Source organism: Hymenobacter aquaticus (assembly GCF_004765605.1).
GTDB lineage: Bacteria > Bacteroidota > Bacteroidia > Cytophagales > Hymenobacteraceae > Hymenobacter > Hymenobacter aquaticus.
Genome location: NZ_SRLC01000001.1, coordinates 2383297 through 2396044, shown reverse-complemented (window position 1 = coordinate 2396044; position 12748 = coordinate 2383297). Strand labels below are relative to the sequence as shown.

13 protein-coding genes are annotated in these 12748 nt (G+C 61.8%); 2 read left to right on the top strand and 11 right to left on the bottom strand.

Annotation, left to right across the window (positions count from 1 at the left end; genetic code table 11):
* Position 1: 1 nt before the first annotated feature.
* The 4 genes from E5K00_RS09900 to E5K00_RS09885 all read right to left on the bottom strand — a co-directional run bounded on the left by E5K00_RS09900 (position 2) and on the right by E5K00_RS09885 (position 6398).
* The gene (locus tag E5K00_RS09900; RefSeq protein ID WP_135463061.1) at positions 2-418 is read right to left on the bottom strand and encodes a hypothetical protein; all 417 of its coding nucleotides are present in this window, start codon (positions 416-418) and stop codon (positions 2-4) included.
* Between the two features lie 75 nt (positions 419-493).
* Entirely contained in the window at positions 494-1876 is a 1383-nt protein-coding gene (locus E5K00_RS09895) for a TolC family protein (protein ID WP_167856823.1), read from the bottom strand.
* A gap of 189 nt (positions 1877-2065) precedes the next feature.
* Positions 2066-5161 carry an efflux RND transporter permease subunit gene (locus tag E5K00_RS09890; protein ID WP_135463059.1) on the bottom strand — a complete coding sequence of 1032 codons (3096 nt, stop codon included), beginning with the start codon at positions 5159-5161 and terminating at the stop codon, positions 2066-2068.
* Positions 5162-5261: 100 nt separating this feature from the next.
* The gene (locus E5K00_RS09885; RefSeq protein ID WP_135463058.1) at positions 5262-6398 is read right to left on the bottom strand and encodes an efflux RND transporter periplasmic adaptor subunit; all 1137 of its coding nucleotides are present in this window, start codon (positions 6396-6398) and stop codon (positions 5262-5264) included.
* A 198-nt stretch (positions 6399-6596) separates the two neighbouring features.
* Here E5K00_RS09885 and E5K00_RS23200 point away from each other — a divergent pair, with 198 nt between their 5' ends.
* Together E5K00_RS23200 and E5K00_RS09880 are read left to right on the top strand one after the other, a co-directional pair.
* Entirely contained in the window at positions 6597-6722 is a 126-nt protein-coding gene (locus E5K00_RS23200; protein ID WP_262710077.1) for a hypothetical protein, read from the top strand.
* 114 nt (positions 6723-6836) lie between these two features.
* Entirely contained in the window at positions 6837-7199 is a 363-nt protein-coding gene (locus E5K00_RS09880) for an MGMT family protein (RefSeq protein ID WP_135463057.1), read from the top strand.
* On the opposite strand, the gene E5K00_RS09875 is transcribed toward E5K00_RS09880, so the two are convergent.
* From E5K00_RS09875 to E5K00_RS09845, 7 genes are all read right to left on the bottom strand, one after another.
* The gene (locus E5K00_RS09875) at positions 7196-8542 is read right to left on the bottom strand and encodes a hypothetical protein (RefSeq protein WP_135463056.1); all 1347 of its coding nucleotides are present in this window, start codon (positions 8540-8542) and stop codon (positions 7196-7198) included. The two genes, E5K00_RS09880 and E5K00_RS09875, sit on opposite strands and share 4 nt — an antisense overlap.
* Before the next feature lie 149 nt (positions 8543-8691).
* Positions 8692-9105, bottom strand: coding sequence for a response regulator (locus tag E5K00_RS09870; protein ID WP_135463055.1), 414 nt, complete (start codon positions 9103-9105; stop codon positions 8692-8694).
* Positions 9102-9917 (bottom strand): sensor histidine kinase, encoded by an 816-nt coding sequence (locus tag E5K00_RS09865; RefSeq protein WP_135463054.1) that lies wholly within the window; start codon positions 9915-9917, stop codon positions 9102-9104. The genes E5K00_RS09870 and E5K00_RS09865 overlap by 4 nt, the downstream gene beginning before the upstream one ends.
* Positions 9914-10600 carry a hypothetical protein gene (locus E5K00_RS09860; protein ID WP_135463053.1) on the bottom strand — a complete coding sequence of 229 codons (687 nt, stop codon included), beginning with the start codon at positions 10598-10600 and terminating at the stop codon, positions 9914-9916. Before E5K00_RS09860 ends, E5K00_RS09865 begins: the two co-directional genes overlap by 4 nt.
* Before the next feature lie 118 nt (positions 10601-10718).
* Complete coding sequence (locus tag E5K00_RS09855) at positions 10719-11441, bottom strand: hypothetical protein (RefSeq protein ID WP_135463052.1); 723 nt, start codon at positions 11439-11441, stop codon at positions 10719-10721.
* 143 nt (positions 11442-11584) lie between these two features.
* Positions 11585-12283 (bottom strand): hypothetical protein, encoded by a 699-nt coding sequence (locus E5K00_RS09850; protein WP_135463051.1) that lies wholly within the window; start codon positions 12281-12283, stop codon positions 11585-11587.
* A gap of 19 nt (positions 12284-12302) precedes the next feature.
* Complete coding sequence (locus E5K00_RS09845) at positions 12303-12632, bottom strand: hypothetical protein (protein WP_135463050.1); 330 nt, start codon at positions 12630-12632, stop codon at positions 12303-12305.
* Between the last annotated feature and the right edge of the window lie 116 nt (positions 12633-12748).

The window sequence follows — 12748 nt, the reverse complement described above, 5'->3', positions numbered from 1 at the left end:
CTTACCCGTTAAGCCAGTTCATGGCCTGCCCTTCGTCGCCAAAAAGCTGCAGCTGGTAGGGCCGTTCGGCTGCCAGCCCGTAATTCAGGTATTCCTGCTGGCGGGCACTGTCGGCGTATACCGCCAGCCGGGCCGGGGAACATAGCACCGCAATGCGCAACTGCAGCGGGGCCAGCTGGCGGCTGGCCTCCGGGTAAAACGTGCCGGTCGTCCACTGGCCCAGCGTGGGGTCGAGCTGGTCGCGGCGGCGCACGTCCAGCAGCCAGCGCCCGACGTGGTGTTCCTGGGCCGCGGCCAGCAGGGCGCGGTAGTCGGCCTGAAGGGTGGCTACGGGGGCATTCATAAACCAGCGGCCGATGAGCAGGCCCAGGTCGGGGCGGTAGGTAATGCTGCGGGCAGCAGACTCAGAAGCGGACATACGTTAAGCAGCGCCTCCCGGGATGAGTAGGAAGCCGGTTGCCAAGATACAGAAGCCCGCGTAACCCGGCGCGTTTTACTGCCCTTGTTGCTGCACCAGCCCGCTGCTCAGGCGACGCAGCACGATTTCGGCCTGCTTGGCCTGGTAGCGGATGTCGAGCAGGCGCACTTCGGCGTCGAGCTGGGTGCGCTGGGCCTCGCGCAGGGCCAGGGGCGTGAGCAAACCCAGACGGTAGCGCTCCAGGGCAATGGCGACGTTTTCGCGGGCCAGCAGAATGTTAGCTTCTTCCAGCTCCAGCAGCTGCAGGCGGTTCTGGTACTGGGCGTAGGCCTGTTCCGCTTCCGCTTCGAGCTGCAGTTGGGTCTGGCTGAGCTGCAGTTGGCTTTGCTCTTCCCCGATGCGGGCGTTCTGCTCCAGGCGGCGGCGGTTGAAGCCGTCGAAAATGGGCACGGACGCCACCACGCCGTAGTTGAGGCCGTAGTTGCGGCTGGTGTTGGTCACGAGCTGGTTGCCGAAAAAGGCCGCGCCGTTCACGTTGCGGTTCAGGCCGTAGCCCGAGGTAAGACCCAGCTGCGGAAAGCGGGAGGCGCGCACCAGCTTCCGGTCGTAGGTGGCCACCTCAATGTTGGTACGGGCGTTTTGCAGGCGGGGGTTGTTTTGCTGAATGGCCTGGGCCACGGCGTCCCGGTCCAGGTCGCGGGCCACCACGATGGAGTCGGCGGGCTGAAAATTGAGGCGGGCCGAGCGGCCGAGCAGGTTGTTCAGGTTGATTTTGGCCGTGGCCAGGGCTTCCTGCTGCTGAATCAGCACCGACTGGTCGGCGTTGTAATCCACGCGGGCAGTCAGCACTTCCACCTTGGCGCTGACGCCCACGTCGACGCGGGCCTGGGTCAGGTCGATGCGGGCCTGCCCGATTTTCAGGGCTTCTTCAATCGACTTGATTTTGCCCGATTCGCGCACCACGGCGAAGTAGGCGCTGGTAATATCGGCCACCGTTTCTTCCAGCGTGGCCCGCGTCAACTGCTGCTGGCTCTGGTTCAGGGCCTTGAGCCGGTCGTAGGCAATGAACATTCCGAATCCGTCGAACACGGTCCAGGTGGCCGCTACGTTGGCATTCAGCTGGTTGGAAGCGGCGTTGCTGGCCGTGCTGGGCTCGGGCCGGCTCGACGACTCCTGCCGCACGTTGTTGCGGGTGAAGTTGCGGGTCAGGTTGCCATTCACTACGGGCAGCTGGCCGGCATTGCCGCGCGTCACGTTGTTGTCGGCAATCTGCTCGTCGGTGCGGGCCAGCCGGATGTTGTAGTTGTTTTCCAGCCCAATCCGGATGGCCTCGGCCAGCGTCAGGGGGGCGGCCGGCGCCACCGTGACGGGCTTTGCCGTCTGGGCTTTAGCCTGGGGCTGAGTGGCGGGCTGCCGGGGCATGGGCACCGGCTGCTGGGCCAGCAGGGGCAGGGGCAAAGCCAGCAGAAAAAGCGCTGCCAGGTGTGGGAAGGAAAGAAAACGAGCGGAAAACTGCATTCGGGAAGTTTAAATTGGGCCGTCATGCCGAGCGAAGCCGGGGCATCTCGCGTGCTGACGTCTGAATACTAATCCGAACGAAGCGGGCGAGATGCCTCAGCTTCGCTCGGCATGACGTTCGTATTGGCATTACGCCGTAACGGCCTGCTGGGGCTCGGCTTCTTTCTGCTTGTGTTTGTGCTTCTTGGCCGTGGCGAAGTACGAGTACATCACCGGCACTACGTAAAGCGTCAGGCCCGTGGCGAAGAACAGGCCGCCCACCACGCCGATGCCCATGGCCCGCCGGCTCAAGGCCCCGGCGCCGGTGGCAATGGCAATGGGCAGAATACCCAGAATGGCGCACAGCGAAGTCATCAGGATGGGGCGGAAGCGGGCCGTAGCGCCCTCAATCAGGCCGGTCATGTAGTCCTTGCCGTTCTCGACCTGCTGGTTGGCAAACTCCACGATGAGGATACCGTTCTTGGTCACCAGGCCCACGAGCATGATGATGCCGATCTGGGAAAACAAGTTGAGCGTCTGGTTGAAGTACCACAAACTCAGCAACGCGCCCGACAAGGCCAGCGGCACCGTCACCATGATGATGACCGGGTCGCGGAAGCTCTCGAACTGCGCGGCCAGCACCAGGTAAATCAGCACCAGGGCCAGGCCAAAGGCGAAGAGCAGGGACGAGGAGCTTTCCTCAAAGTCGCGCGAGGCCCCCGACAGCTCGGTGGAAAACGTGTCGTCGAGGCTTTTCTCGGCGATGCTGCGCATGGCGGCAATTCCGTCGCCGAGGGTTTTGCCCGGGGCCAGGGAGGCCGAGAAAGTGGCCGAGTTGTAGCGGTTGAAGCGGTAAAGCTGGGGCGGGGTGCTGCTTTCCGTGAGGCGAATCACGTTGTCGAGCTGCACCAGCTCACCCGTAGCACTTTTCACCGACAGCAGGCGCACGTCCAGCGGCTGGTTGCGGTTTTCGCGCGCCACCTGCCCGATAATCTGGTACTGCTTGCCTTCCTTGATGAAGTAGCCGAAACGCTGCCCGCTCAAACCCGACTGCAAGGTCTGCGAAATGCTCTGCACCGACACGCCCAGGCTCTGGGCTTTTTCCCGGTCGATGTTCACGCGCAGCTCGGGCTTGTTGAATTTCAGGTTCACGTCCACGAACTGGAACGTGGGGTCCTGGCGGGCGGCATCCAGAAACTTCGGCACCGCGTCGCGCAGCTTGTCGAAGTCCTGGGTCTGGATAACGAACTGCACCGGCAGGCCGCCGCCACCGCCGCCCCCTCCGATACTCTGGTCCTGCGACACGGAGGTGCGGGCGGCCGTGAGGCGCTTCACCCCGGCGCTCAGGCCGGCGGCAATCTGGTCCTGGGTGCGGGGGCGCTTGTCGGCGTCGAGCAGCAGCACCCGGGCCGTGCCCGAGTTGGAGCCGCCCCCGAAGCCCGGCGAGGTGACAGCAAACACGCTGCTCAGGCTTTTTTCGCCCACCGAGTCCATGGCCATCTTACTGATCTGGTTCATGTAGGCGTCCATGTATTCGAAGGACGCGCCTTCCGGGCCCGTGGCGTTGATGTTCACGCGGCTGCGGTCTTCCACGGGGGCCAGCTCCGAGGGAATGGCTTTCATGAAAAACCAGATGCCCACGCCCGTACCGGCCACCACCAGCCAGGCCACCCACCGGTTGCGCAGGAAAGTTTTCAGGCTGTCCTGGTAGCCGCCAATCATGCTGACGAAAAACGGCTCCGTCTTGCGGTAAAACCAGTTGTGCTTTTCCTCGCGCTTGAGCAGCACTGAGCACATCATCGGCGTCAGCGTGAGCGACACGAAGGCGGAAATGAGCACCGAGCCGGCTACCACAATGCCAAACTCGCGGAACAGGCGGCCGGTAATACCGGTCAGGAACACCACCGGCAGAAACACGGCCGCCAACACGATGGTGGTACTGATAACGGCCATCAGAATCTCCTCGGAGCCTTTGATGGCGGCTTCCTTGGGGTCTTCGCCTTCCTCGATGCGGGAATAGATGTTCTCCAGCACCACAATGGCGTCGTCGACCACCAGACCAATGGCCAGCACGATAGCCAGCAGGGTCAGCACGTTGATGGAGAAGTCGAGCAGGTACATCACGAAGAAAATACCCACCAACGACACCGGAATGGCCACCACCGGAATCAGCGTGGAGCGCCAGTCGCGCAAAAACAGGAAGATGATGATGACCACCAGCACGAAGGCCTCGATGATGGTGTGCTCAACCTCGTTGATGGACTTGCGGATAAAGACCGAGTTGTCGAAGCCCGGCTTGAGCACCAGGTCCTTGGGCAAGTCCTTGCCATACAGCGCAATGCGCTTGTTGAACTCGTCGGCAATGTCAATCTGGTTGGAGCCCGGCTGCGGAATAACGGCCAGGCCCACCATCGGCACGCCGTTCACCTTAAAGATGGTCTGGTCGTTTTCGGGGTAGAGCTCGGCGTAGCCGATGTCGGAAAGCCGCACGAGCGAGGAGGCATCCTTGCGGATAATCAGGTTGTTGAAGTCTTCCACCGAGGTCAGGCGGCCCATGGTGCGCAGGGTGAGCTGGGTGTTCTGGCCCTGCACGGCGCCGCTGGGCAGCTCCACGTTTTCGCGGGTCAGGGCGGCCTGCACGTCCACGGGGCTCACGCCCAGGGCCGAGAGCTTCACCGGGTCCATCCACAGGCGCATCGAGTACTTCCGCTCCCCGTACACCCGTACCTCCGACACGCCCGGAATCGTCTGCAGGCGTTCCTTCAAGGTGTTGTTGGCGTAGTCCGTCAGCTCCAGCAAGGTGCGCTGGTTCGAGCTCAGGTACGTCATCACAATCGGCTGGGAGTCGGCGTTGGCCTTGCTCACGATGGGCGGGTCGATGTCGCGCGGCAGGCGGCCCTGCGCCCCCGACACCTTGTCGCGCACGTCGTTGGCGGCCGTTTCCAGGTCGGCGTCGAGGTCAAACTCCACCGTAATCTGGGTGCGGCCGTCCCGGGAGTTGGAGGTCAGGTTTTTGATGCCCGCAATGCCGTTCAGGGCTTCTTCCAGCGGCTCGGTCACCTGGCCCTGCATGACGTCGGCCGAGGCCCCGGTGTAGCTGGCCGACACCGTAATAATCGGCGGGTCCACGCTTGGATATTCCCGGATGCTGAGGTAGCGAAACCCGATAACGCCGAAGATGACGATGACTAGGCTCATCACGATGGCGAGAACCGGGCGGTTTATACTGGTTGAGGATAAGCTCATGTTATTTCACGCAGTGTTTCGCGGTGGAAAACGCAGTGTCTCGCAGGGAAAGGCCTCCGCGAAACACTGCGAAAACCACTGCGAGACACCGCGTGAAATGCTATTTGGTCACGCGTACCGCGTCGCCGGGCTTCACTTGCAGAATACCGGTGCGAATCACGGAGTCCCCCACGGCCAGGCCGTCGGTAATCTGGATTACTTTGTCGGAGCGAATCCCAATCTTAACCTTCTTCGGGACCATCTTGCCCTCTTTCACGGTGTACACGCTGTAGCCGCTGGCTTCCGGAATCACCGATTCGGTCGGCACCTGCAAGGCATCCGTCGACTCGCCCAGCTGCAGGTTTACTTTCACGAAGGCGCCGGGGCGCAGCTCGTTGCTGGTGTTGGCGTAGCGGGCCCGCACCGGCTGGGTGCGGCTCACGGGGTCAATCTGCGGGTCAATGGCGTAGACTTTGGCGTCGTACTTTTTGTTGGTGCCTTCGTCGGTGATGCTCACCACGTCGCCCACCCGGACTTTGGTGGCGAAGCGGCCCGGTACGGCAAAGTCAATCTTGACCGGCCGCACGCGGGAGAGGGTCGTAATTTCGGTGCCGGGGCTCACGTAGGTGCCCACCGTGGCGGTGGTCAAACCCAGCACCCCGTCAAACGGGGCCCGCACGTAGGCTTTGGCCAACGATGCCTGCAAGGCTTTCAGATCGGCCTGGGAAGTCTGGAGCTGGTTGTTGGCCTGCTCGTATTCCTGGGCGCTGATGTACTCTTTGTCGAGCAGGGTGCGCTGCCGCTTTTCCTGGTCCCGGAACAGCTGGATGTTGTACTGCTGCTTCCGGATGGCGGCCTGGGCTTCGTCGGCGTTGATGCTGAACAGCAGCTGGCCTTTGCGCACCGGCTGGCCCTCCCGGATGTTGAGGCTGGTGATTTTGCCCGACAGCTCGCTTTTGATAACCACCGACTCATCGGCCAGAATCGAGCCCGTGGCGGCTACTTCGTCGGAGAGGTTGGTGGGTTGCACCACGTACACCTGCACCGGTAGCTTCTGCCCGCCGCCTTTGCCGCCGGCTCCGCCCTTGCCACCGCCGCCGGCCGCGCCGCGCCCGCCGCCACCGCCTTTCGCGTCAGCGTTGGGGGAGGGAAAGAACTTTATCTTGACAAAGGCCAGTGCGGCAATGATGGCCACTACTATTACAATCCACAACACCTTGCGCCCAGTGCGCGACTCCGTTTCTTCTTCGTATTGCATGTATACAGGGATATTTCCCAATTCAATCAGCACGGCCCGTTATTCGGACTGCTGATGTTCAACAACGACAGGCTACCCTGAAGGGTTCGACCAAATCCTGTGGATGGTTTGTTTCAGGGGGTAAGACACAAAAAAAGCCGGCGGGTTGCAGGCTTTTCTGAACGCCGGAAGCAGAAGCTACCCGGCTTCCCGGTCGATATGATTCTGAGCCAGTTCGTTACGATTGAAGTTGGCGAGCGGCTCCTCTTCCAGTATCTGGCGTGGAAGCTCGGCCACTTCGGCGCAGCCCAGGCGGGCGGCGTGGTTGGCGGCCGTGCCGGCTAAGCGGCCGGCGCGCGACACTCTGCAAGCAGTTCTCAGCAAAAACAACGGGGCTCTTTCTGGTGTTGAGCTCGGTTTTACCCGGCGGCCGCTCAGGGTTTCTGCGTATTTTCGGGCATGCAAACCCCCAAGGAGCCGACCGAAGCTCACCGCAACTTCTTCCGCGACGTGCACGAGGTGGTGCGCCTCGTGCCGCGCGGCCGCGTGACCACCTACGGCGCAATTGCCCACTATCTGGGAGCCCGCCACGGGGCGCGCATGGTGGGCTGGGCCATGATGGCCGCGCACCCCACGGTGGGTCCCGAGGCCATACCTGCCTACCGGGTCGTCAACCGCCTGGGGCTCCTCACGGGCCGGCTGCATTTTGCCACGCCCACCGCCATGCAGGAGTTTCTGGAGGCCGAAGGCATTCCCGTCGTCGATGACCAGGTGCAGGACTTCAAAACCCGGTTCTGGGACCCCAGCGTGGAGCTGGGTTAGCGGCGGCGCATTTTCTTGACGTAATAGTCGCCTTCCTTCTGCGGAACGTATTGTAGCAGGGGCTTTTCGCCGGCCGTCCGGGCTTTGAGCTCCACGTAGGTAGTGGCTCCAAACACGGGGATAAACGAGTAACACGCCCCGTCGGTATCGGCTAAGCAGAGCGAAACTTCCCGGGTTTTGCTGGTCCAGGGAATCAGCACGAAGTCGTTGGCGGGCAGGGCCGCTAGTTCCTTGCCGTTGAGTAGCACCGTCAGCGGGGCGGCCGGGCCGCCGGGCCGGCGGTATACTACCACCGTAGCCGTGTCGCGCCGGGTCAGTAGCTCCAGATAGTCGAAGTCGGCCACCCGGCCCGTAGCCATATCCAGGGTGTACTCCTGCCGGTCGCCGTGGGTGGTAACGGCGGCAATGGCCATCCCGGCCACTCCGGCCAGCGCGCCCGCCGTATTTATCACGCCTGGGTCGTCCATCGACTGCGCGGTATAGGTAAAGTCGTCGCCGGCGCGCTTCAGAGCGTAAAAGTGGCGCTTGCGCTTGATGTACACCTGCTGCCCATCCGAGAAGCCCCACACCTCATCCAGCGCTTTGCGCGCCGCGCCGCTGCCCTGGTACGCGTCGACCTCGCCGGGCTCGTCCGTTGCTTCTGCTACCAGGTCGGCGGCCGGCGCCAGCTGGTTGTTGCGGAAGTTCAGAAAAGTGCCGTAAATGCCCATCGGCGGGGCCGGAGCCGTCAGAATGGCGTAGTCGTAGGGCACCGGCCGGCGGCCCCCGCGGTAGTATACCTGCTCTTTGGTTAGCGGGGGCGAAAGGGCCAGGCGCTGCGCCCAGTCCAGGGCGTTGAACTGGACGCAGATCCGCTGCAGGCAGGCCGCAATATTATCGTCGTGGTGGCCGGTGGTTTCCAGCCCTTTGCTTTCCTCTTCCTCTATATAGCGCTGCAGCACCTGGTAGGAGCCGTCGGGCTGCTGCACCACGAAATCCACGTCGACGCTGGCCGTGGCTTTTTCCGAGGTGGCCTTGGTTACTTCCCCAATGCGCAACTCATGCACGCGCAGTAGCACCGGGCGGCTGCCCGGCCGGGGCGGGAGCTGCATCTGTAGCCAGCCGCCCAGGCCATCCTGCAAGCCACCCTGCAGATTAGCGGGGATGCGAATATTGTTCATGCCGCGCTGCACCCAGCCAATGGTCTGGCGCTGGACGCGTAAGTCCAGCACTTCGGTAATATGAAAGGCCGCCTTGTCTACTACCAGCTTTTGCTCCCGCAAGCTAACCTGATAAATGGGCGTTTGCGCATGGGCCACCGAATAGAGTGCCAGAAATAGCAGGAGGAAAAAGCGGGTTTTCAAAGTCGGATAGTAGTAGTGAACGGTTAGGGCTAATGAACCCAATCGGGCGGAGAAAAAGCTTGAAGCCAAGCCGGTAAAAACCGCAAAAGCCACCGGCGGGCGGTGGCTTTTGCGGTTGACTTCAGCCCAGAAAATCGGGTATGACCCGGTTACAGCACGGCCAGCTTAGGACGGGTGGGAGCGGCCTGCTCGGCGGCCGCCAGAATGGCCCCCCGTACTTCTTCCGGATTGGCATTTTTCAGCAGGTAGCCGTGGGCCCCTTCGGCGTGCAGGCTGTCAATCAGCTCGGGCTCGTCGTGCATGGAAATGATAACGACCCGCACTTGCGGATACTGGGCCCGCATCAGGCGCACGGTTTGCAGCCCGTCGAGCGTGGGCATTTGCAGGTCCATCAGCACCACGTCGGGCCGGATTCCCTGGTCGAGGTGTTCCAAAAGCTCCTGACCGTCACCGGCTTCGAAGAGAACTTCCATATCGGGGAAGCCGCTGATGAGGGCGCGCAAACCCTTTCGGAAAAGGATATGGTCGTCGACTACAGCTAAACGGATAGTAGGTGTGCTCATACAGAGGTAGTTAGGGCGGGCTTTTGATCGGCCGGAAGATACGGAATAGGGAAGGAAATCCAAACTTTACTACCCGCGCCGGGGGCCGAGTCGTGGCGCAGGGTGCCTTGCAGCACGGCCACGCGGCTGCGCAGGTTGGTGAGGCCCAGGCCCGAGCGGGAGCCCGGCGCGGGCGGCAGGTCGCCGGCGGCCGGGTCGAAGCCGATGCCGTTGTCGCGGTACTGCAGGGAAAGGTAGTCGGGCCCGAAATCCACGCTGACTTCGATGGTTTCGGCGTGGGCGTGGCGCAGGCCGTTGCCCAGCAGCTCCTGCACCACCCGAAACACGATAAGCTCCCGTTTGGGGTCGAGGCGGCGGGGCTGCCCGCGCTGCTCAATCACGACGTGGGTGGGCCCATCGGCGGGCACGGTGCGGGCCAGCGCGTCGAGGGCGAAGGGCAGGCCGAACTTTTGCAGCGCGGCCGGCAGCAGATTGCGCGAAATGCGCCGTACTTCGCCGATGGCCTGATCGAGCAGGGCCGTGGCTTCTTCGGTCAGGTTGGGCTGGCCCAGGGTGCTGAGGTGGAGCTTGGCAATGGCCAGGGTCGTGCCCACGCCGTCGTGCAGGTCGGCGGCAATCCGGCGCCGCTCTTCTTCCTGAGCCAGCAGGGCCGCTTCCAGGGCCTGCTGCTGCGAGGCGTCGCGCACCTGGCGCAGCTGCTCCTGCTGGCGCAGCAGGCGCCGCTGGTAGCGCAGCACGAAGCCCACGATGCCCAGCGCCAGCAGCAGCAGCACCGGCGTGGCCAGCATTACCGGGAGCAGCCAGCTATTCATGACGACTGGGAAGGCAAAGGCCGGCCGGCATACCAGAAGGCCAGGGCAAAGAGTACGTATTGAATCAAATTAACCATTGCGTTAAGGGTATAAATCACTTGATGGCTCGCATAATCGGCGGGGGCGGAAAACTTATTGACGAACACATACAACAATACGGTACCCGAAAAATACAAAACTACCGCAGTACTTACCAAAAAAAGTGGGTCCTGCTCGAGGTGAGTCACGTGCAACTCGTTCAATAGCTGCTCGAAATACAGCAGGGCCAGCCCAATAAGCAGGGCGCTTTGCAGCACGTGGGTGTACGAGTTGACCTGCCGCAGGCCCTCCAGGTACAGGGAGTCGGCGAGGGCAAAAACCGTGAAACCAGCGGCCAGCCCCTGAATCAGCAGGCGAATGTTGCGGGAGGAAAGCGTGAGGTAGTAGATGCGGAAGAACAGCAGCGTCTGCACCAGCGTGAACAGGTGCCAGATACCGTTGTTCCAGGCGGGCCAATACAGCTCGACGATGCTGGAAGCCAGCAGAATCAGCTCGGCAAATACCAGGTAGACGGTCATCAGCCGCAGCGCGGGCGCCAGGCGGGGCCATTTCCAGAACGCCAAGCCCAACGGCACAAGCACGACTAGGCTGGCCGTATGTTCCAGGTATTCGCAGAAAGTGAGAAGCCACGAAGGAATCTGCATGCAAGGCGTGGCAAAGGTGGGAGCGGAGAAGAAGCGTAGGGCGGAAGAAAAATACAAAATAATATTCCACCCAGGCAATTATCGCCGCAGCCCTGGCCGCAGAATTACGCGGGGCCGCTTACAGGTGCCGGGGCGGCCATATTTCGGGTAGCTGCTCGGGCGCGGGCTGGCGGTGCCCATACCAGAGCGCCAGCGAATAGAAGCAGTTGAGCACGATCAGCAGGATAAACTGGATGATGTACATGGTCCAGATCAGGTCGGGCTGCGACTGCAGGGGCCCTTCCAGCACGAAAACCATGAGGGTTCCGGCATAGTACAGAATGGTGCCGACGCTGACCATGAACATCGGGTCCTGGCTGAGGGCAATGTTGCGCAGCTCGCGCAGGGTCTGCTCGAAGTAGGCCACGGCCACAGCCACCAGCAAAATGCTCTGGGCCACGTGCGTATACGTATCCTGGCCCTGGCTAAAGCTGTGAATTGCAAACGCTTCCAGCAGGTACGTGAGCAGGAAAAGCCCCAGGGCGGCCAGCAGCACCCGGCGGCCCCGCACCGAGTGAAACGCGTGAAAATAGGCCCAGCCCAGAAACAGCGTTTCGGTGACGGTGCCCAGCTGCAGGAAAATGATGTTGTTGTGCCACACGTGCCGGCCCAGCTCGGCCAGCACCCCGTTGAACACGCAGCCCGAAATCAGGACCAGCCATACCAGCGGGCGGTACACCGGCTGCAACGTCGGCCAGCGGCGCAGGCCAATGCTCAGGGGAATAAGGTAGGTGAGCAGGGCCACGTTGTTAAACTGCCGGGCAAAGGCAGTAAGCTGCGTGCTGTCAATCCCGGAAAGCATACGCACGGCACGAAAAGGAGCAATAGGACACTGGGGCGGCGGGAGCGGCAGAAGGCGGCTACCCTGCGAAAGATACCGGTTTGGCCGATATTGGCAAGGACCACGCGGCCGGCACGCGGCGCGGCGGTTGAGCTTGGCCGAAGCTAAAAGCTACGGTTGAAATGCTCCTGAGTGCGGCGGGCGGCGTGGTGCAGGGCCCAGGCAATCAGGCCGCTGAGCATGATGGACAGCACCGCCTGAATAATGTACATAATCCAGATCTGACTTATCTGGTGCTGTTTCTGCATGGAGTCTTCCAGCACAAATACCATCAGCGTACCCGAGTAGTACAGCGTCACGCCCACGCTGACCAGAAACATCGGGTCCCGCTCCAGGCGAATGTTGCGCAGTTCGTGCAGCACCTGCTCGAAATAGGCCAGGGCGGCCCCAATCAGCAGGATGCTCTGGGCCGTGCGGGTGTAGGTCTGCTCCCCGGAGAAGCCGTGCATCAGCGGTTCGGCCAGGGCCACCAGCCCAAAAACGGCGGCGGCTCCGCCCAGCAGCTGCCGGCTGCGGGGAGTATGCAGCGCCTGGTAGTAGGCCCAACCCAGAAACAGGGTTTCGGTCCAGGTAATAAAGTAGATAAAGAGAATATTAGTGTTCCAGACCTGCCGGCCGACTTCCGATAATACGTTTAGCAGCAGGCTGATACCCAGGGCGGTCAGGATGAGTGGGCGGGTCGGGGGGGCTAAGTGAGGCCAACGCCGGATGCATACCGCTATGGGCACTAGATAAGCCACGACAGCCAGAATGTTGAGCTGCTTGGCTATGTCTACCAGGACGGTACTATCCAACGTTGGCATGCACAAAGTAACGGAAGATTTATGGGTTCAGCGGACTGGCTGTGGCGCAGCAGTTCGGGCAGCGCGGGCCCGAGGCCAGCATCGTCCGATCGTACATGTCGTTCTGGTCGGCTTTGGCCCCTACCAGCACCAAGGTGGGGTTGCCCGCGTCGTCGATGCCGTTGTAGATGCGCAACCCGATGAAGTCGTCGCCACAATCGTCCATCAGGGCCCTGAGTTTGTTGACGCCGAAGAATTGCGCGTTGTACACGGGCTTGTCGCCATCCGGGCATTCCCGGTAATTATGCGTCATTCCCGCCGCTACGGTCTGGTTTACAATGGTGCCTTCGTTGCCGTCGAATACTGACATGCTGAGGTTCGGTTAGGAGGTAATAAAGAAAATGTTGAATGAATCTACTTGGCGGTAGAACATTCAAATATAGGTTAAAGCCTATTGGATGCAAGCAGCCGCGTTTCCTTCGCCAT